The following is an 18351-nucleotide window of genomic DNA, read 5'->3' as shown; positions in this document are numbered from 1 at the left end:
GCACCAGTCCGCACTTCGGCGGACGGGCCGTCGTCAGCGCTGTCACACTCGGGACATGGGGAACGACGGGGGCCAGGAACGCACGGTGGACGACGACACGGGGCGTGGTGCGCGAGCGGCGGCGGTCGCGGTGATCGGCTCGGTCGTCGGATCGGCCGTCGCACTGTCGAGCCTCCTGCTGTGGTTCGCGCAGGACATGTCCGCCTTCTTGAGCCTCGCGGTGGTAGCCGTGCTCGGCACGCCCGTGGCGATCGTCGTCCTCGCTGCCTGCGGTGCGTACGCGCGCGAGCACCGCGTGTGGCTGATCGCCGTCGGAGTCGCCCTCGTCGCAGCACCGGTCGCGGGCTGGGCGTTCACGATCGCACAGCGCTGAGGGACGCACGAGGGCCCCGCGACCGGAGTCGTGGGGCCCTCGCTCGGTGCACTGGTGCTACTTGATGACGATCGACTGCACCGGGCTGGTGCTCGTCGCCAGGGTGCTGGTGCCGGCGAAGACGGCGTGCAGCTTGTGCGTGCCCTTCTTCTTCAGCGTGAGCGCCGAGGTGACCTTGCCGTTCTTGACGGTGACGGTCGCCAGGCGCTTGGTGCCCTGGTAGATCCGCGCGGTGCCGTTCACGGTGAAGCCCGTGGCCTTGACCTCCACGGTCGCCTTGCCACGGCTGTACTTGAGCGCCGTGTGGGACGGGGCCTTCGTGACGGTGACGGTGACGGCCTTCGCGGTCGCCGAGTCCGTGCCGGAGAACGTCGAGTCCGCGTTGACGAACTTGGCCGTGAGCGAGTGCTTGCCGATGGCCAGGGCACTCGGGAGCGTCATGGTGGCGGTGCTGTTCTTGACGGGGACGGTGCCGAGGACCTTCTTGCCGTCCGAGACCGTCAGCGTGCCCTGCTGCTTGCCGATGCCACCGGCGATGGTCGCGGTGACCGTGACGGGCTTGGCCGTCTTGTACGGCTGCGACGCGGCGGAGACCGCGAGCGTGGTGGTGGTCGCCGGCAGCGTGGCGTGCAGGTCGAACTGGTCGACGGTCGAACCGATCGCAGCCGGGTCGGCGGTGGCGGTCGGCTGGAGCGTCACGCCGCAGCTGTCGACGTTGCCGTGCTGGACCGCCGAGTTGAGCGTGGTGCAGTCGCCGGCGCGGATGTCCTGCACCGAGAGCTTCTCGTCGGTGACCGAGACCTTGACGAAGGAGCGGACGTGCTCCTGGTTCTCGACCGAGTTGGCCCAGTGGCGCTTGCCCGTCGGGTCGAGCGGGTCTGCGCCGTAGCCGCTCTGGGTGGCGTCCGGAGCGGTCAGGTCGTAGTACTTCGAGCCGGACGCCGAGTTGGCCGTCATGTAGATGACGCCGCCGGGGCCGGAGAAGACCTCGGGAGCTGCAGGCTGCTCGTTGACGTTGGCCTTCTTGCCGTTCTTGATCGCGTAGCTCCGCGAGTAGGAGTGGTCGTGACCCTGCAGGACGAGGTCGACGCCCATGTCGGAGAACGCACGCGTGAAGTCGAACCGGCGCTGCTGGTTGTCCTTGTCGTTCGCGTGGTCGGCCGGCGAGTAGATCGAGTGGTGGTAGACCAGCGTGGTCCACTTCGCGTCGTCGCCGTAGCGGGTGATGACGTCGCGCACGTAGTTCACGTGGGCAGCGTCCGAACCAGCCGCGTAGGCATTGGAGTTGATGTCGATGAACAGGACGCCCTTGTACATGTACCAGTAGTCGCCACCCGAGTTCGCGGTGGTGTTGCCGCCCGGGTAGAAGTCCGGCACCTTGAGCGAGTTCGGCACCTGGTTGTGCTGCTCGTACGCCTTGCCGCCGACGTCGTGGTTGCCGATGGTCGAGGCCCACGGGTAGCGCTTGAGGACGTCGCTGCTGTCGGCGAACGCACCCCACTCGTACTCGTTGTTGGCGTGCTCGATCTGGTCGCCACCGGAGACCAGGAGCTCGGCGTCCGGCTCGGTCGTCGTGGCGTACTTCAGCGTGTCGGCCCAACCCGCGCCGTCGTCGTCGACGTAGCCCGACGAACCGATCTGCGGGTCACCGAAGAACAGGAAGTCGAAGTCGCCGGAGAAGCTCTTCGTGGTGAACGTGTACGACGCCGACCAGGCCGATCCGTCCGCCGCACCGACGTGGTAGGTGTACGAGGTGTTCGGCTCGAGGTCCGAGATCGTGGCGTGGGCGTTGATGTAGCCCGACTCGGCGGCGATGCCGTCGATGCTCTTCGTGTTCGAGTCCGTCGTGCTCGTGTCGACTGCGGTGTTCGCGGCCTTCGACGCGGCGATCGTCGACTTGGCGTCGGTGAAGACGCCGTCGGTCATCGACGCGGTCTTCTGGATCTCGAGCGACTGCGCGACGTTCGTCGGGAAGTACCACGAGGCGATGCGCTGGCTCTCGGTGGCACCGACGCCCAGCAGGATGTGGATCGGGCCGCCGGTGGAGATGTTGGTGGTGGGGGTGTTCGTCGCGGCGGAGGCGACGTTCGTGCCGACCATCGAGGCACCGGCGATGAGCGCGGCCCCGACGACGGCTCCGCACACGCGGAGGGTGGTGGTTCTGCGCCGTGTGGTGGCGCCGGACAGGAGACTCATGGTGGTCCGTTTCTCAGACGTGGGATGGTGCAGCACGGAAGACTCTGCATGCACTGCGAAACGTCTTGGTAAACGCTGAGTGACAAGTCGTGGTCATCCCGCTGCGAGCCGCTCGACGAACCAGATCATCCCCATCACGAACACCCCGGCGGTCACGACCCCGGTGACCCAGACCGAGACCCGGTGGGCCTTCCGACGCAGGAGGGACAGCGGCGGGAAGACGATGACGATGATCGCGAGCTGCACCGCCTCGATGCCGACGTTGAAGACGAGGAGCGACACGAGCAGCTGCCACGAGAACGCCTCGTGGATGCCCAGCGCCCCGGCGAACCCGAGTCCGTGGATGAGCCCGAACGCGAACACGACGGCCAGGCGCGTCCAGCCGGCCCGGTCCAGCGAGAAGTGCCCGTGTCCACCGACCACGAGCTCGTCGGCCCGCGACCGGCGCCGCCAGAGCCGCCACAGGTACCAGCCGGCCACGGCGGCGATGGACAGGGCGATGAGCGGCTCGACGACGATCGCGGGCGGGCTCACCACCCCGAGCGCGGCGAGGATGAACGTGATCGAGTGCGCGATCGTGAACGCCGACGCGGTGTAGACCACCTCGCGCAGGCGCCGTGACCCGGCGATGAGCGCGACGAGGAACAGGATGTGGTCGATCCCGGTCAGCAGGTGCTCGGCACCGAGGCGGAAGAACTCCCAGAAGCGCTGCCCGGCCGACTGTTCGGTCGAGAACGACGGCTGCGAGGCGTCGAGCGTCGCCGATCCCTGCTTCGCGTCGACGTCGTAGGTGACGATCGTCTTGGTGTCCCGGACGAAGGACTCGCTGTCCGGGAAGAGCCGCGACGTCACCACGTGTCCGGTCTGCGTCTCCGACGGCTCCGGGCAGGTGAAGTCCGCGGCCACGTGGGCGTACGGCACCTCGTCCTGCAGGTCGACCGTCACCGTCTTCCCGAGCACGGCCGTGCAGCGCTGCCCGCCGGCCCCCGTCACCGAGAAGCGGTCGACGACGTACTTCCCGAGCGCGTCGGTGTGCGCCTCGGCCGCCGACACCATCCCGGGGAAGTCGCCGTCGTCCCAGGCCGCCTGCCCCTGCGTGTGGAACGCGTCGTCGTGCTCGCTCGTGGCGACCGACACGAGCATCAGGTCGTACTCGAGCCCGAGCTCCGCGTGCACCACCGTGGGCCCCGTCGACGTCACCTTCGCGTAGACCACCGAGCTGAAGCCGTGCGCCGACGCCGGTGCCGCCCCGGCCAGCACGCCGACGACGACCACGCCGAGCAGCAGGAGCGCGGCGGCGACCAGCGCGGACGGGCCGGACGGACGGACAGGGCTGGCAGGGCGGGCGCGCACCAGCGCGACGGGGGTTCCGGAAGGCACACGCAGACGATCCGGCTCTCGAGCGACCGGCAGGTGAACAGGTGGTGACCAGCAGAGGGACAGGCGTCGGACAGCCGCCGGAGCCGGCCCGGTGCGGCGCACCGTCGTGTTTCGATGTCGCAGTGACCCGCCTCGCTGCTCGGACGACCGTCCTGCTGACCGCCGTCGCCCTCGTCGGCACCGGCGCCGCCCTGCTGGCCGGGTGCTCGGCGACGCCCGGCGGGACCGACGCACGAGCCGACGCCGGCACCGGTACGTCGGCGACGGCGCACGCCACGGCCGGTGGCCTCGGCGCGGGCTTCTCCGACCCGACGCAGCCGCCGGCACCCGAGGCCACCATCCACCCGGAGCCCGGTTCGTGGTCCGGGGTGCACGCCCCCGACGGCTACGACGTCGTGCTCCTGTCGGACGCCGGCGACGCCGACGACGCCCCGACCCGGACCCTGCTCGACGCCGTCACGTCGTGGGCGGCGGACGAGGACGTCACCGTCACGAGGGTGTCGGCGACGGACGCTGACGACCGGATCGCGGCGGTCACCCGGGCGGTCGACGAGCGGTCCGACCTGGTGATCAGTGTCGGCAACCACATGGTCGACCCGCTCGCCGCGGTGTCGCCGTCGGCGCTGCACCAGCAGTTCCTGGTGGTCGGCGCCGAGATCGCCGAGCCGACGTCGAACGTGACGGCCGCGGACTGGACCGGCGGCGGCTTCCGCGGCGAAGGGCTCGGGCCGTCGAGCCACTACGACCCGTCCACCTTCACCGAGGACCGTGCCGACCGCGCACTCCGTGCGGGGCTCGCGGCGGTGCTGCACGACCTGCGCGGCATCGTCGTCTGGGTGCGCTGACCCGAGCCGTCCCCGGTCCGCCGCTACGCCGGCTCGGCTTCGAGCACGAGCGCGCGCACCTGCGACGCGGCACCGAGCGCCACGGCGTCCGACCCGAGGGTCGACTGCGCCAGCCGGATCGTCGCACCGCTCACCGGCGGCTCGGCCGCGATCGCCGCGGTGATGGCCGGTTCGAGCAGGTCCCACGACCGCGCGATGCCGCCGCCGATCACGATCGTCGTGACGTCGAGGATCCCCGCGGTGAGCAGGGCGGCGCGCGCCAGTCCCCACCCCGCGACCTGGAAGACGGCAGCGGCGTCCGTGTCACCGGCCCGTGCGGCGACGGCGACGTCGCGCGCCGACAGCCGTCGGCCGGATCGTTCGGCGTACCGGTCGGCGATGCCCCGCGCGCCCGCGATGGTCTCGAGGTGTCCGACCTGTCCGCAGGTGCACAGCGCGTCGCCGAATCCCGGCACGTGGCCGATCTCGCCGGCGGCGCCGCGCGGCCCCGCGAACAGCCGTCCGCCGAGTACGAACGCACCGCCGACCCCGGTGCCGAGGGTCATCCCGAGCACGTCGGACTCCCCCGCGACGGCACCCGTGGCGATCTCGCCGAGCAGGAACGCGTTCACGTCGTTGTCGAGCGTCGCCGGCACGCCGAGGGCGTCGTTGACCGCGCGGGTCACGCCGTAACCGGCCCAGCCGGTGAACGAGTTGCCCGTCACCAGGACGGTGCCCGTGGCCGCGTCGACCACGCCGGCCGCGCCCACCCCGACACCCGTCAAGGAGGCCCGGTGCCGGACGAGCAGGCCCGTCACCGCCCCGACGGCGGCCGTCACGATCGCCGCCCCGCCCGCGTGGGCGGGCGTCGGCAGGTCGACGCGGTCGATGACCTCGAGGTCCGGGGTCGTCAGGACGACCTTGGTGTTCGTGCCGCCGACGTCGACGCCGGCGATCACCCGGGTCACGCGGTCACCGCCGCGAGCGAGGCGAGGCGCTCGGTCCGGCGCTGCCGTTGCAGGACGGGGTCCGGCACGGGGACGGCGGCGAGCAGGCGTCGGGTGTAGTCGGTCGTGGGGTGCAGCAGCGTCGTGCCGGTGGTGCCCTGCTCCTCGACGACGCCCTGGCGCATCACCACGACGCGCTCGGCGAAGTGCTGCACGACGGCCAGGTCGTGCGAGACGAACAGGCACGCGAAGCCCAGGTCGTCCTGCAGTTCACCGAGGACCTCGAGCACGGTCTCCTGCACGCTGACGTCGAGCGCCGAGGTCGGTTCGTCGGCGACGAGCAACCGCGGCTCGAGCACCAGGGCACGGGCGAGGGAGACCCGCTGGCGCTGGCCGCCCGAGAGCTCGCGGGGTGCACGCGACGCGAGCGACCGCGGCAACCGGACGGCGTCGAGCACCTCGTCGATCCGGCGACGCCGGTCCGCCGACGACATCCCACGGCGGTGCACGGCGAGCGGTTCGGCGATGCACTCCGCCACGGACATCCGGGCGTCGAGCGAGGCCACCGGGTCCTGCAGCACGACGCCGATGCCGGACCGGAGCGCCCGTCGATCACGACCACGGGCGCTGCGCAGGTCCTGCCCGAACAGCGACACCGTGCCGGACGTCGGCTTGACGAGCCCGAGCGCCACCCGGGCCGCGGTGGACTTGCCGGAGCCGGACTCGCCGACCAGGCCGACCGTCTCGCCCGCGTGCACGGCGATGTCGATCCCCTGCAACGCGTGGACGGCGCGCGCCCCGCGCCCGAACGTCACCGTGACGTCCCGCAGGTCGACCACCGGGGCCGCACCGGGCCTCCCGGCTGCCGCGTCAGCGGACCCCGTGTCGACGGGAGCGGCGGGACGGTCGCCCGCCACGTCGAGCCGTGGCACCGCGGCGAGCAGCCGCTTCGTGTACTCGTGCTCCGGACGGAGCAGGACGTCCTCGACGCTGCCGGTCTCGACGATCTCGCCCTGCAGCATGACCGCGACGCGGTCCGCGAAGTCCGCGACGACGCCCATGTTGTGCGTCACGAGCAGCACGCCCGTGCCGGTGTCGACGGCGAGCTTCCGGAGCAGTTCGAGGATCTCGGCCTGCACGGTCACGTCGAGGGCGGTCGTCGGCTCGTCCGCGATGAGCAGCTTCGGCGAGTTCGCGATCGCCATCGCGATCACCACGCGCTGGCGTTGCCCGCCGGACAGCTGGAACGGGAACGACCGGGCCCGCTGCTCCGGCGACGGGATCCCGACGCGACGGAGCAGGTCGACGGCCTCGGCCGCGGCCTGCGCGGCGGTGACCGTTCGGTGGTTCCGGATCACCTCGGCGATCTGCGCACCGACCCGGGTGAGCGGGTCGAGGGCCGTCGCGGGCTCCTGGAAGACCATCGAGACGGTCGAGCCCCGCAGTGCACGGAGCGACGGCTCGGACGCGCCGACGACCTCGTGACCGGCGACGAGCGCGCTGCCCGTCGCCGTCGCGTTGCCGGAGAGCAGGCCCATCGCGGCGAGCGCCACCGTGGACTTGCCGGAGCCGGACTCGCCGACCAGGGCGAGCGTCTCACCCGGCGCGACCGTCAGGGACACGCCCCGGACGGCCGACACGGTGCCGGACTCGGTGCTGAACGAGACGCCGAGGTCGGTCGTTCGCAGGATCGGTTCGGTGGTCATCAGCGGCCCCTCACGTCGAAGGCGTCCCGGAGTCCGTCGCCCACGGCGTTGAACGCGCAGACGATCAGGATCACGGCCAGGCCCGGCGGCACGATGAGCCACCAGCGTCCGGAGTACGCGGCGGTGAGTCCCGCCGAGAGCATGCCGCCCCAGTCCGTCGCGGGCGGCTGCACGCCGAGCCCGAGGTACGAGACGTAGGCGACGAGCAGGATCGCGTCGGCGACCTGGAAGGTGGCGGCGACGACGATCGTGGACACCGAGTTCGGCAGCAGGTGCTTGCCGATGGCGCGGGCGTGCGAGCCGCCGATCGCGCGCAGGGTGAGCACGTAGTCGCGGTTCTTCAGCGTCAGGGTCTCGGCGCGGATCAGGCGGGACGGCACCAGCCACGAGACCAGCCCGAGGATCAGGATGAGCCCGGCGACACCGGGGGTCGTGATGGCCGAGATGACGAGCAGGATGAACAGCGCCGGGATCGCGATGCCCGCGTCGACGACGCGCATCATCAGCGCGTCGACCCAGCCGCCGACGTAGCCCGCGACGGAACCCCAGAGGGTGCCGACGACGGTGGCCAGGACCCCGGCGGCGATGCCGACCATGAGCGAGACCTTGCCGCCGTACATCAACCGGCCGAGCACGTCGTGGCCGACGGCGTCGGTGCCGAGCCAGTGTGCGGCGCTCGGTCCCTGGTTGGCCTGCTCGAGCAGGGTGTGGGTCTGGTCGGTCGGGTACAGGAACGGTCCGACGAAGCAGAACAGGACGATGACGACGATCACGGCCAGGCCGATCACGGCGAGCGTGTTGCCGCGGAACCGGCGGGCGGCGAGCCGGAACCCGGTGGCCGCGACGGTGACGGGAGCGCCCGGTGCTTCGGGTGCCAGTTGTACGGCGCTCATGCGCGGTCCGCCTTCACGTCATGGGTGGACGCAGTGTCGATGACTGACGTGGCGCTCATGCGCGGTCCGCCTTCACTCGGGGATCGATGAGGGACTGGGCGACGTCGGCGACCAGGGTGCCGATGACGGTCGCGATGGAGATGACGAGGACGCAGCCGAGCAGCGTCGGGTAGTCCGACGACTGCGCCGCGTTCCAGAACAGGAGCCCCATGCCGGGGTAGTTGTACAGCTGCTCCGTGACGAGGGCACCGCCGAACAGCACGGGCAGGTAGTAGCCGAGCATCGCGACGACGGGCGTCAGCGAGTTCCGGAACACGTGCCGGCGCAGGATCGTCATCGTCGAGGCACCACCGGCGCGCGCGGTGCGGACGTAGTCCTCCTGCAGGTTCTCGAGGGTCGATGCCCGCATGTACCGGCTGAACACGGCGATCATCGCGAGCGCTCCGGTGACGACGGGCAGGACGAGCCCGGCGGGGTCCTGGAACACCTCGGCGAGCGTGTTGCCACTCGGCGCCTGCGACGGCAGCCACGGCAGCTGCTGGCTGAACACGATGATCAGGACGAGGCCGAGGAAGAAGGCCGGTGTCGAGTAGAAGACGAAGGCCAGCGCGGTGGCGGCGTAGTCGACCGCGCCGTTGCGGCGTGCGGCCTGGAGCATGCCGACCGGGATCGCGACGACGAGGCCGAGGACGGCGGAGATGCCGGTGAGGACGAGGGTCTTCGGCAGGCGCTCGGCGATGAGCTGTGACACCGGTTCGTTGAGCGTGTACGAGGTGCCGAGGTCACCGGTGAGCAGGCGGCCGAGGAACCGCAGGTACTGCACCGGCAGGGCCTGGTCGAGTCCCTGCGCCTGGTTGAACGCGGTGATCTGCGCGGGCGTCGCGGAGACGCCGAGGACACCGCGGGCGGGTCCGCCGGGCAGCGCGTGCAGCAGGCAGAACACCACGATCGTGACGATGAGGATCACCGCGAGCGCCTGCAGGACGCGCCTGGTGAGGTAGAGGACTGTGGTCATGCGGCTTCCGTCGTCTGGGTTGTTGCGTCGGAGCGGACGGGAGGCGCGGTGCGCGTCGGGCGCACACCGCGCCTCCCGTCCGTGGTCACGTTCCTACTTGGTCCACTTCCACTGGGCCGGGTGGAAGTTGGCGAGCGAGTCCTGGTCGAACCCGGACAGGCCCTTCTTGACGACCGAGATCTGGTAGTCGGGGCTCGGCAGCCAGATCACCGGCAGGTCCTTCGCGACCGCTGCGCTGTAGTCCTGCACGGCGGTGGCGTCGGTCGAGGTGGTGGTCGCGTCGATGAGGTCGTCGACCTGCTTGTTCGAGTAGCTGCCGAAGTTCGCCGAACCACCGGTCTGGAAGAGCGACTCACCGGTCGGGTAGGCGGGGAAGTACCAGCTGCCCGCGGTGCCGAAGAACGACAGGTCCCAGTCACAGCTGGCCTCGTCGCTCGTGCACGTCGGGGTCTGCGACAGGACGCTCGACACCGGCGCGGTCTTGATGGTGAAGCCGATGCCGGTCTTCGCGAGTGAGGACTGGATCGCGCTCATCATGTTGTCGGTCACGGTCGAACCGGACTGCGACAGCACGTTCATGGTGAACTTCGTGCCGTCCTGCACGCCCTCGCCGCACTGATCCGCCGACGTGCCGGGGTCGGTGCAGACCATCGTGCCGCCCTGCTCCTCCCAACCGTGGCTGGTCAGCAGCTCCTTGGCCTTCGACGTGCTGAACGGGTACGGGTTGTCCTTCTGCACGTCGGAGACGTAGTCCGACTCCTGCGCCTGCGGGATCGGGCCGTAGGTCGAGGTGGCGGTGCCGTTGAAGACGACCTTCGACAGCGACTTCTGGTCGATCGACATCTGCACGGCCTGGCGGGCGTACAGCTGCTTGAAGACGGCGCCCATGTCCGGGTTGTTGAAGTTGTACGGCATGTAGGTGATGGCCCAGCCGGTCCACGGCTCGACCTCGTAGCCCTTCGCCGTGAACGAGGACTCCTGGTCCGTGTCCGTGGCGTTGATGTAGCCGTAGTCGACCTCGCCGGAACGGACCGCGTTCACCTCGGCGTCGGCCGTCGTGAACGGCAGCAGGTTGACGGTCGTGATCGAGGGCTTCTCGCCACCGTCGTACTTCGTGTTCGCCGTCAGGGTGACCTTGCCGGCCGTGGTGAAGGTCTTGACGCCGTAGGGCCCGGAGATGGTCTTCCACAGGTCGTCGGTGGCGTAGTCGGAGATCTTGCCGGCCGCGGTGTTCAGGTACTTCCAGACCTGCTTCGCGCCGGCGGTGGTCTCGTCGGCGTCGGTGACCTTCGCGCTCGCGCTCGTCTTGTCCCAGGCGTGCTGCGGCAGCGGGATGATGTGGCTCAGCTGGTTGGCGAGCATCCAGTCCGAGTTGTACGCCTTGTCGAACGTGATCGTGAAGTGGGTGTCGTCGACGGTCTTGAAAGCGGTCCAGTTGTCCGGCGCCTTGCCCTTCGAGTACGAGCCCCACTGGTCCTTGTTCGCCTTGATCAGGTTGAACCAGAACTCGACGTCACGGCTCGTGATCGCCTCGCCGTCGGACCAGTGCCGGTCACCGAGGGTGATCTCGACGCTCTTGCCGTCGTCGGCGAACTTCGCGTCCGTGGCGACGGAACCGTCCTTGTTCCACGCGATCTTGCCGGTGGAGCCGTCGTACGCGACGAGCGGCTCGTACAGCGACTGCGCGATGGAGCCGTTGTTCGTGTTGAGGTGCGCGGCGGTGCCGATCGGCAGGATCCAGTTGGGCGTGAAGTTCGCGGGGAGGGCGTAGTCGATCTCGTCCGGGTTCGCGTTCGAGGTGGGGGAACCGCCCCCGGAACATCCGGCGAGCAGGGCGCTCACGGCGATCGCTGCTCCGGTGAGGAGCGCCCAGCGGCGGGGCTTGGTCATGTGTGTCTCCTGGTGCGTGGGAGTTCTGGGGAGGTGGAGCACGCGTGCCGAGCGGCACGGACACAGTCAATGGCCAAAGCCGTTGGAAAAACAAACATCTTCGTGTAAAAACTGCGTTTCTGCCATTTGGACGAAAGGGTGAACGGGCCGTTCCGCCGGTTAGGCTCCGGGTGATCGGTCGGTTCGACCGTCGTTTCCCCCGGATTGGAGAAAGTCGTGACGGACCTCTCTGCTCGCGTCCTCGAACTCGTCGCGTCGGGTCAGGCGTCGAGTCGCACCGAGATCGCCACGCTGCTCGGCGCCGCTCCGTCGACGGTGTCGCACGTCGTCACCCAGCTGCTGTCGCACGGGCTCCTCGCGGAAGAGGGCACCGACGTCTCGACCGGCGGACGCCCCCGCAAGGTGCTCCGCATCGGCGGCGTCGACGAGTACGCGGTCGCCGCGGACGTCGGCGGCGGGCACGCACGGGTCGGGATCGTGCTGCCGGGAGGCGCGCTCGAGTCCGTCGCGAACGTCCCGTTCGCACTCTCCGACGGCCCGACCGCGGGCCTGCAGCGGTTGGCCGGCCTGCTCGAGCGGCTCGCCGACGACCGTGGCCGCGCCGGTCTGCGCGGGGTCGGGCTCAGTCTGCCCGGACCCGTCGACGTCGAGGCCGGTGTCGTCGACCTGCCGAGCCGGATGCCGGGCTGGAACGGGTTCCCGGTGGCCGCCTGGCTGTCCGACCGCTTCGGCCTGCCGGCGATCGTCGACAACGACGCGAACTGCATGGCCGCCGGCGAGCAGAGCGTGCAGCCTCCGGGACGCCGGCAGACCATCACGATCAAGGCCGGGTCGGCGATCGGCGCGGGCATCGTCATCGACGGCCGCCTGTACCGCGGATCCACGGGCTCGGCGGGCGACATCACCCACGTGCGGATCGACGCCGCCGGCGACACCCCGTGCTCGTGCGGGAACACCGGGTGCCTCGAGACCGTCGCGTCCGGAGCCGCCCTGGTGCGGATCCTGTCGAGCGCCGGGGTCGACGTCTCCTCGACCGCCGACGTCGTCCGACTCGCCTCGGACGCGCACCCCGAAGCCACCCGTGCCGTGCGCCTGGCCGGTCGGTACCTCGGCGAGGTGCTCGCGGCCAACGTGAACTTCTTCAACCCGGACGCCGTCTACCTGGGCGGCATCCTCTCCACCCTCGACCCCTTCATCGCGGCCGTGCGCAGTCAGCTCTACGAGAGCTGCCACCCGCTCATGACGCAGCACCTGGCCATCGAACCGGTGTCGCTCGGTGCCGACGCCGGGCTCGTCGGTGCCGGCCAGTTCGCACTGCAGCGGGGCCTCGCCGCCTCGCTCGAGGAACTGTCCACCCCCATCCCGCAGTCCACCACCAGGAACAGGAGCGTCCGTGTCTGAGACCGTGTCCGCCACCCCCGCCGTCCCCGCCGACCCTGCCGGTGCCCGCCGTCCGGTCGTCGCCGTCGCCGGACTGGCCATCGAGACGTCGACCTTCACGCCCACCCGCACCCACGCGCCGGCGTTCCACCCGGACCGTGGCGACGAGGTCGTGGCGCGGTACCCGTTCCTGTCCGCGATGTCGGACGCGGCGGACTTCCGCGGGGCGCTCATCGGGCACGCACTGCCCGGCGGCATCGTGGACCGGGCGTCGTACGAGGAGCTCGCGGCCGAGATCGTCACGCGACTGCGCGCGATCGTCGACGCCGAGCACGTGGACGGCCTCTGGTACGACATCCACGGCGCGATGGTCGTCGAGGGGCTCGACGACGCCGAGGCAGACCTGCTCGGACGGATCCGTGCGGTGATCGGCCCGGACGTCATCGTGTCGGCGTCGATGGACCTGCACGGCAACGTCACGCGCGAGCTCGCCCACCAGGTCGACCTGGTCACCTGCTACCGGATGGCCCCGCACGAGGACGCCATGGAGACCAAGGAACGTGCCGTCCGGAACCTGGTCGACGTGCTCACCACGCGTCCCGCCGGAGCGCAGCGCCCCGTGAAGGCCTGGATCCCCATCCCCGTCCTGTTGCCCGGCGAGCAGACCTCGACCCGCCTCGAACCCGCCGCCTCGCTGTACGCCCAGGTGCCGCTCGTCGAGCAGACCGACGGCGTGCTCGACGCCGCGATCTGGGTCGGCTACGCCTGGGCGGACCAGCCCCGCGACCAGGCCGTCACCGTCGTCACCGGGTGGGACGAGGCCGCCGTCGCCGCCGGGGCCGAGCGCCTCGCCCGTGCCTTCTGGGACGTCCGCGAGGACTTCGTGTTCGTCGCACCCACCGGCACGTTCGACGAGTGCCTCGCCGCCGCGCTCGCGCCCGGCGCCGCACACCCGTACTTCGTGTCCGACTCCGGCGACAACCCCACCGCGGGCGGCTCCGGCGACATGACCTGGGGGCTGACCCAGGTGCTCGCGAACCCGGCCTTCGCGAGCGCCGACGGCCCCACCCTGATCTACGCGAGCGTCCCCGGCGCTGCCGCCGTGGCGACCGCGGTCGAGGCCGGTGTGGGTGCGACCGTCACGGTGACCGCAGGTGCGTCGGTCGATGCCGTGCACGCCGGACCGATCACGATGACCGGCCGTGTGCACGCGATCAAGCACGGCGACCGCGACGCCGAGACCGAGGTCGTGCTGCAGGTCGGCAGCGTCTTCGCGATCCTGACGAAGCTGCGCAAGCCGTACCACCACGAGCACGACTTCACCGACCTCGACCTGGCACCACGGCAGGCCGACGTCGTCGTGGTGAAGATCGGGTACCTCGAGCCGGAGCTGTTCGACATGGCCGCCGACTGGATGCTCGCGCTCACCCCGGGTGGTGTCGACCAGGACCTGCTGCGCCTCGGGCACCACAGGATCGAGCGGCCGATGTTCCCCTACGATCGAGTGTTCCCCGAGGCCCCGGACCTGACCGCCAGGATCATCCCGGCCTCGGACCAGCCACTCGGAGCCTCTGCATGACCCCTTCGCCCGTTGCACTCGAGATCGCGGTCACCTCGCCGCAGGGTGCGGTCGTCGCACGGGACGGCGGGGCCGACCGGGTCGAGCTCTGCGTCGGGCTCGAGCTCGGGGGGCTGACCCCGTCGCAGGCCCTGGTCGAGACGACCCACGAGACCGGGATCCCGGCGCACGCGCTGGTCCGGTGCCGCCCCGGCGGGTTCGTGCACACCCCCGACGAGGTCGAGCTCATGGTGCGCGAGGTCCGGACGGTCCTGCGCTCCGGTGCCGCCGGCGTCGTCGTCGGTGCGCTGCGCCCGGACCGGACCCTCGACGAGGACGCCCTGCGCCGCTTCGTCGACGCCGCCCGCTCGGTCAGCACGACCGCCGAGATCACCCTGCACCGGGCGATCGACCACGCGGTGGACCCCGTCGCGGCAGCAGCCACGCTCGCGGCGCTCGGCTTCACGCGCGTGCTGACCTCCGGTGGCGCGCCCACCGCTGGAGCCGGCGCTGCCACGATCGCCCGGATGGTCGACGCAGCCGGGCCGGTGCAGGTCATGGCCGGTGCCGGCGTCATCCCCGCCGACATCCGGGCGCTGGTCGCGACGGGTGCCGCCGCCGTGCACCTGTCGGCCAAGCGTGCCGCGCCGGACAGCGCCCATGCAGGGGTCCCGATGGGTGGGGCCGACGACGGTTCGGCGCACTTCGTGACCGATGCCGAGGTCGTGGCGGCCGCCCGACGCGCCCTCGACGCCTGACACCGAGCCCGCGTCAGCCGCGACGCCCCGCTCGGTAGCATGGCGTCGTCCCCGTCATCGTCGACCGGCCCACCCCGCGAAGGAGCCCCGATGCCCCCGACCCCTCCCCGGATCGGCCTCGTCGGCGCCGGCGGCATCGCCCACGCGCACATGCCCGGCCTGCTCCGCCTCGGCCCGGTCGTCGTGTACGCGCAGGACGGCGCACCGGAGCTCGCGGCGGCGTTCGCCCCGGCGGCAGCCGCCGCGGGGTCGTCGATCACCGTCGTCGACTCGCTCGACGACCTGTTCGCCACCGTCGACGTCGTGGACGTGGTGACGCCGACCTTCGCCCACGCCGAGGTCGTGCGCGCCGCACTCGCCGCCGGCAAGGACGTCGTGTCGGAGAAGCCGCTCGCCCGGACCGACGCCGACGCTGCCGACCTGGTGGCCCGTGCGCAGGACGCTGGCCGACAGCTCTTCCCGGCCCACGTGGTGCGCTTCTTCCCCGCGTACGTGCGCCTGCACGACGCCGTCACCACGGGCCTCCTGGGCGACCTGGCGGTCCTGCGGTTCGTGCGCTCCGGGGCCTTCCCGATCCGCACCGCGTGGTTCGCCGACCGGGCACTGTCCGGCGGCATCGTGATGGACCAGATGATCCACGACCTCGACATCGCGCGCTGGGTCGCCGGACCCGTCACCACGGTGTCGGCAGTCGGCGTCCGTGCCGGCACCGAGGCCGAGCCGGTGGAGGCGGCGCACGTCCTGCTCACGCACGAGTCCGGGGCGATCAGCCACGTCGCCGGGATCTGGGGACCGCAGCACCTCGCGTTCTCGACCGAGTACTCGGTGACGGGCACACGCGGCAGCCTGGCGCACCGGTCGCTCGACGAACAGGACTACGTCGCCGACCTCGCGGTGCCCGACGCCGCGGACGGCTTCCTGCCCGAGGTCGACCCCGCCGACGACCCGTACGGACTCGAACTGGCCGAGTTCCTCGGAGCGTTCGCCGGCGGTGCCGCTCCACGGGTGACGGCGGCGGACGGCGCCGAGGCGGTCCGGATCGCGAACGCGGCACTCGAGTCGATGGACACGGGGCAGCCGGTGTCCCTGATGACGGGGGCTCGCGCATGAGCGCCCTGAAGATCGCCGTGATGTCGTTCGCCCACACCCATGCGATCGGCTACCTCAGCGCCCTCGCCGCGATGCCCGGGGTCGAGGTCCGGGGTGCCGACCCGGACGGCGTCAGCACGGGCGAGACGGTCATCGAGCTGCGCGGCCGCGACCTGGCCGACGAGCTCGGGGTCGCCTACGCGGAGACGTACGACGAGCTGCTCGCCTGGGCCCCGGACGCCGTCGTCGTCACGAGCGAGAACGCCCGGCACCGCGAACTCGTCGAGGCCGCGGCCGCCGCCGGTGCGCACGTCCTGTGCGAGAAGCCGCTCGCGACCACGTGGGCGGACGGCCTCGCGATCCGCGACGCCGTCGACGCGGCGGGCGTCATGCTCATGGTGGCGTTCCCGGTGCGGTTCACCTCGGCGTTCGACAAGCTCCGAGCGGCGCACGACTCCGGTGCGCTCGGACAGCTGTTCTCGGTCCGCGGCGCGAACAACGGCATGCTCCCCCTGACCCGGTCGTGGTTCACCGAGCCGGAGCTGTCCGGCGGTGGCGCGATCGTCGACCACGTCGTGCACATCGCGGACCTGCTCGAGGGCCTGATGGGCTCGGCGCCCGTCACCGTCACGGCCGTGGCGAACCGCACGCTGCACGCGGCCCGGGCACGGGCGGAGACCGCCGGACTCGTCACGATCACGTACGCGAACGGCGTCGTCGCCGCGATCGACTGCTCGTGGAGCAAGCCGGACACCTCGGCGGTGTGGGGTGGACTGACGCTCGACGTCGCCGGGACGGGCGGCACGGTGTCGCTCGACTTCTTCGGTGCGGCTGCTCGCGGGATCGTCGCGGAGACCGGGCTGCCGATCGAGTCCCGTTACGGCGCCGACCCCGATGCCGTGATGCTCCGGATGTTCGTCGACGCCGTCCGGTCGGGCGTGCAACCGCAGCCGGACGTGCACGTCGGGCTGCGGACGTTGTCGATCGTGCTCGCGGCGCAGGAGTCGGTGGCGTCGGGCCGCACCGTGTCGGTAGCCAGCGAGTAGCGACACGACACGCGGGAATGGCCCGCGACCGGCGCTGCTTGACGAACCCATGACCTCGTCAGCAGAGCGCCGCGGGTGGCTCGGTGTCACGTCCGTCGCACTCGGGTCCTTCGTCCTCGTGCTCTCCGAGTTCCTGCCGATCGGACTCCTGCCCGCCATCGCCGCCGACCTCGACGTCGGGATCGGCACGGCCGGGCTCATGGTCGTCGCCACGGGGCTCGTCGGTGCCGTCGCGGCACCGGTCGTCACGGTCCTGACCTCGCGGGTGGACCGCCGTGTCGTGCTCGTCTCGCTGACCGTGCTGCTCGTGGTGGCGGACGGCCTCGCAGCGATCGCCCCGTCGTTCGGTGTGCTGCTCGTGGCGCGCATGCTCCTGGGCGTCGGCATCGGCGGGTTCTGGGCGATCGGCGCCGGCATCGCCGGTCGACTGGTCCGGCCGGCCGCCACGATCCGGGCGACCTCGCTCATCACCGCCGGCGTCTCGGTCGCGACGGTCGTGAGCCTGCCGCTCGGCGCCCTCGTCTCGTCGCTCGCCACCTGGCGGCTCGCGTTCGTCATCGGTGGTGTGCTCGGTCTGGTCGCGCTCGTCTTGCAGCTCGCGATGCTGCCGCGCATCCCCGCGCAGCAGCAGGTCCGGTTCGCGACGCTCGGCTCGCTGCTCCGCGTCCCCCGCGCCCGTGTCGGTCTGATCGCCGCCGCGTTCCTGTTCGCCGCACAGTTCGCCGCGTACACGTACATCGCGCCGTACCTGCAGGACCTGGTCGGGGTCGGCCCGGACACCGTCACGCTCGCGCTGCTGGTGTTCGGCGTCGCGGGAATCGTGGGGAACTTCGCCGCCGGCTTCACCCTCGGGCGGAGCGTGCTCGGGACGATCAGCGTGTCGAAGGTCGCCCTCGCGGCCGCCGTGGTCCTGCTTCCCCTGCTCGCGCACTCGGTCGTCGGGGTGTTCGTGCTGCTCGTGGTGTGGGGGCTGGTCTGGGGCGCGTTGCCGCTCGGCATGCAGACGTGGATGTCCACGGCGTCACCCGCCGGGTCCGAGACCGGGCTCGCGCTGTTCGTCACGACCATCCAGCTCGCGATCGCCGCGGGGTCGGTGCTCGGCGGCGCGGCGGTGTCGTCGTTCGGGCTCGCCGCGGACTTCTGGTTGTCCGGAGGGGTCGCCGTCGTGGGCGCGATCGTGCTCGTCTCCCTCGGACTGCGCCGCTCGAGCGCAGCGCCGGTCGCCGACGAGGCTCCGGCACCGGCGCCGGTGACGACCTCGACGGGTTCCGTCGCCGTCGCCTGCCCCTGACTGCC

General features: G+C 71.3%; 15 protein-coding genes. 8 read left to right on the top strand and 7 right to left on the bottom strand.

Annotated features, from left to right (window positions below; genetic code table 11):
• The first annotated feature begins 55 nt into the window (after window positions 1-55).
• Window positions 56-373 (top strand): hypothetical protein, encoded by a 318-nt coding sequence (locus ABH929_RS03530; protein ID WP_404560117.1) that lies wholly within the window; start codon window positions 56-58, stop codon window positions 371-373.
• Between the two features lie 57 nt (window positions 374-430).
• Here ABH929_RS03530 and ABH929_RS03525 read toward each other — a convergent pair whose 3' ends face one another.
• Window positions 431-2569, bottom strand: a complete 2139-nt coding sequence (locus ABH929_RS03525) for an Ig-like domain repeat protein (RefSeq protein ID WP_404560116.1) — start codon at window positions 2567-2569, stop codon at window positions 431-433.
• 93 nt (window positions 2570-2662) lie between these two features.
• Window positions 2663-3949 (bottom strand): HupE/UreJ family protein, encoded by a 1287-nt coding sequence (locus ABH929_RS03520; RefSeq protein WP_404560115.1) that lies wholly within the window; start codon window positions 3947-3949, stop codon window positions 2663-2665.
• Window positions 3950-4071: 122 nt separating this feature from the next.
• Between ABH929_RS03520 and ABH929_RS03515 the strand changes: the two genes are divergently transcribed.
• Window positions 4072-4794 carry a hypothetical protein gene (locus tag ABH929_RS03515; protein ID WP_404560114.1) on the top strand — a complete coding sequence of 241 codons (723 nt, stop codon included), beginning with the start codon at window positions 4072-4074 and terminating at the stop codon, window positions 4792-4794.
• Between the two features lie 23 nt (window positions 4795-4817).
• Here ABH929_RS03515 and ABH929_RS03510 read toward each other — a convergent pair whose 3' ends face one another.
• The 5 genes from ABH929_RS03510 to ABH929_RS03490 form a co-directional block, all read right to left on the bottom strand.
• The gene (locus ABH929_RS03510) at window positions 4818-5741 is read right to left on the bottom strand and encodes an ROK family protein (protein WP_404560113.1); all 924 of its coding nucleotides are present in this window, start codon (window positions 5739-5741) and stop codon (window positions 4818-4820) included.
• A complete protein-coding gene (locus ABH929_RS03505; protein WP_263091188.1) occupies window positions 5738-7426 on the bottom strand; it encodes an ABC transporter ATP-binding protein in 1689 nt (562 codons plus the stop codon). Before ABH929_RS03505 ends, ABH929_RS03510 begins: the two co-directional genes overlap by 4 nt.
• Window positions 7426-8319 (bottom strand): ABC transporter permease, encoded by an 894-nt coding sequence (locus tag ABH929_RS03500; RefSeq protein WP_111085912.1) that lies wholly within the window; start codon window positions 8317-8319, stop codon window positions 7426-7428. The genes ABH929_RS03505 and ABH929_RS03500 overlap by 1 nt, the downstream gene beginning before the upstream one ends.
• Window positions 8320-8374: 55 nt before the next feature.
• Window positions 8375-9334 (bottom strand): ABC transporter permease, encoded by a 960-nt coding sequence (locus ABH929_RS03495; RefSeq protein ID WP_404560112.1) that lies wholly within the window; start codon window positions 9332-9334, stop codon window positions 8375-8377.
• 93 nt (window positions 9335-9427) lie between these two features.
• Window positions 9428-11224 (bottom strand): peptide ABC transporter substrate-binding protein, encoded by a 1797-nt coding sequence (locus ABH929_RS03490; protein WP_404560111.1) that lies wholly within the window; start codon window positions 11222-11224, stop codon window positions 9428-9430.
• Window positions 11225-11440: 216 nt separating this feature from the next.
• Between ABH929_RS03490 and ABH929_RS03485 the strand changes: the two genes are divergently transcribed.
• The 6 genes from ABH929_RS03485 (at window position 11441) to ABH929_RS03460 (ending at window position 18346) form a co-directional block, all read left to right on the top strand.
• Entirely contained in the window at window positions 11441-12625 is a 1185-nt protein-coding gene (locus ABH929_RS03485; protein WP_205463619.1) for an ROK family protein, read from the top strand.
• Window positions 12618-14183, top strand: a complete 1566-nt coding sequence (locus ABH929_RS03480; RefSeq protein WP_404560110.1) for a M81 family metallopeptidase — start codon at window positions 12618-12620, stop codon at window positions 14181-14183. Before ABH929_RS03485 ends, ABH929_RS03480 begins: the two co-directional genes overlap by 8 nt.
• Window positions 14180-14920: a copper homeostasis protein CutC gene (locus tag ABH929_RS03475; RefSeq protein ID WP_404560109.1), complete on the top strand. Its 741-nt coding sequence runs from the start codon at window positions 14180-14182 to the stop codon at window positions 14918-14920. Before ABH929_RS03480 ends, ABH929_RS03475 begins: the two co-directional genes overlap by 4 nt.
• 90 nt (window positions 14921-15010) lie before the next feature.
• Entirely contained in the window at window positions 15011-16030 is a 1020-nt protein-coding gene (locus tag ABH929_RS03470) for a Gfo/Idh/MocA family protein (protein WP_404560108.1), read from the top strand.
• Window positions 16027-17055: a Gfo/Idh/MocA family protein gene (locus ABH929_RS03465; RefSeq protein ID WP_404560107.1), complete on the top strand. Its 1029-nt coding sequence runs from the start codon at window positions 16027-16029 to the stop codon at window positions 17053-17055. The genes ABH929_RS03470 and ABH929_RS03465 overlap by 4 nt, the downstream gene beginning before the upstream one ends.
• A gap of 49 nt (window positions 17056-17104) precedes the next feature.
• Window positions 17105-18346: an MFS transporter gene (locus ABH929_RS03460; RefSeq protein WP_205463616.1), complete on the top strand. Its 1242-nt coding sequence runs from the start codon at window positions 17105-17107 to the stop codon at window positions 18344-18346.
• Window positions 18347-18351 lie beyond the last annotated feature (5 nt).

It is taken from the genome of Curtobacterium sp. AB7 (assembly GCF_044909335.1).
GTDB lineage: Bacteria > Actinomycetota > Actinomycetes > Actinomycetales > Microbacteriaceae > Curtobacterium.
The sequence above is the reverse complement of the archived record's forward strand: the minus strand, read 5'-3'. Positions and strand labels throughout refer to the sequence as shown.

What these genes read in the sequence shown, in the direction of transcription:
- ABH929_RS03530 (WP_404560117.1), top strand. Translation starts at nt 56, where the DNA reads ATGGGGAACGACGGGGGCCAGGAACGCACGGTGGACGACGACACGGGG.
- ABH929_RS03505 (WP_263091188.1), bottom strand. Translation starts at nt 7,426, where the DNA reads ATGACCACCGAACCGATCCTGCGAACGACCGACCTCGGCGTCTCGTTC.
- ABH929_RS03495 (WP_404560112.1), bottom strand. Translation starts at nt 9,334, where the DNA reads ATGACCACAGTCCTCTACCTCACCAGGCGCGTCCTGCAGGCGCTCGCG.
- ABH929_RS03465 (WP_404560107.1), top strand. Translation starts at nt 16,027, where the DNA reads ATGAGCGCCCTGAAGATCGCCGTGATGTCGTTCGCCCACACCCATGCG.
- ABH929_RS03470 (WP_404560108.1), top strand. Translation starts at nt 15,011, where the DNA reads ATGCCCCCGACCCCTCCCCGGATCGGCCTCGTCGGCGCCGGCGGCATC.
- ABH929_RS03490 (WP_404560111.1), bottom strand. Translation starts at nt 11,224, where the DNA reads ATGACCAAGCCCCGCCGCTGGGCGCTCCTCACCGGAGCAGCGATCGCC.
- ABH929_RS03500 (WP_111085912.1), bottom strand. Translation starts at nt 8,319, where the DNA reads ATGAGCGCCGTACAACTGGCACCCGAAGCACCGGGCGCTCCCGTCACC.
- ABH929_RS03525 (WP_404560116.1), bottom strand. Translation starts at nt 2,569, where the DNA reads ATGAGTCTCCTGTCCGGCGCCACCACACGGCGCAGAACCACCACCCTC.
- ABH929_RS03475 (WP_404560109.1), top strand. Translation starts at nt 14,180, where the DNA reads ATGACCCCTTCGCCCGTTGCACTCGAGATCGCGGTCACCTCGCCGCAG.
- ABH929_RS03460 (WP_205463616.1), top strand. Translation starts at nt 17,105, where the DNA reads ATGACCTCGTCAGCAGAGCGCCGCGGGTGGCTCGGTGTCACGTCCGTC.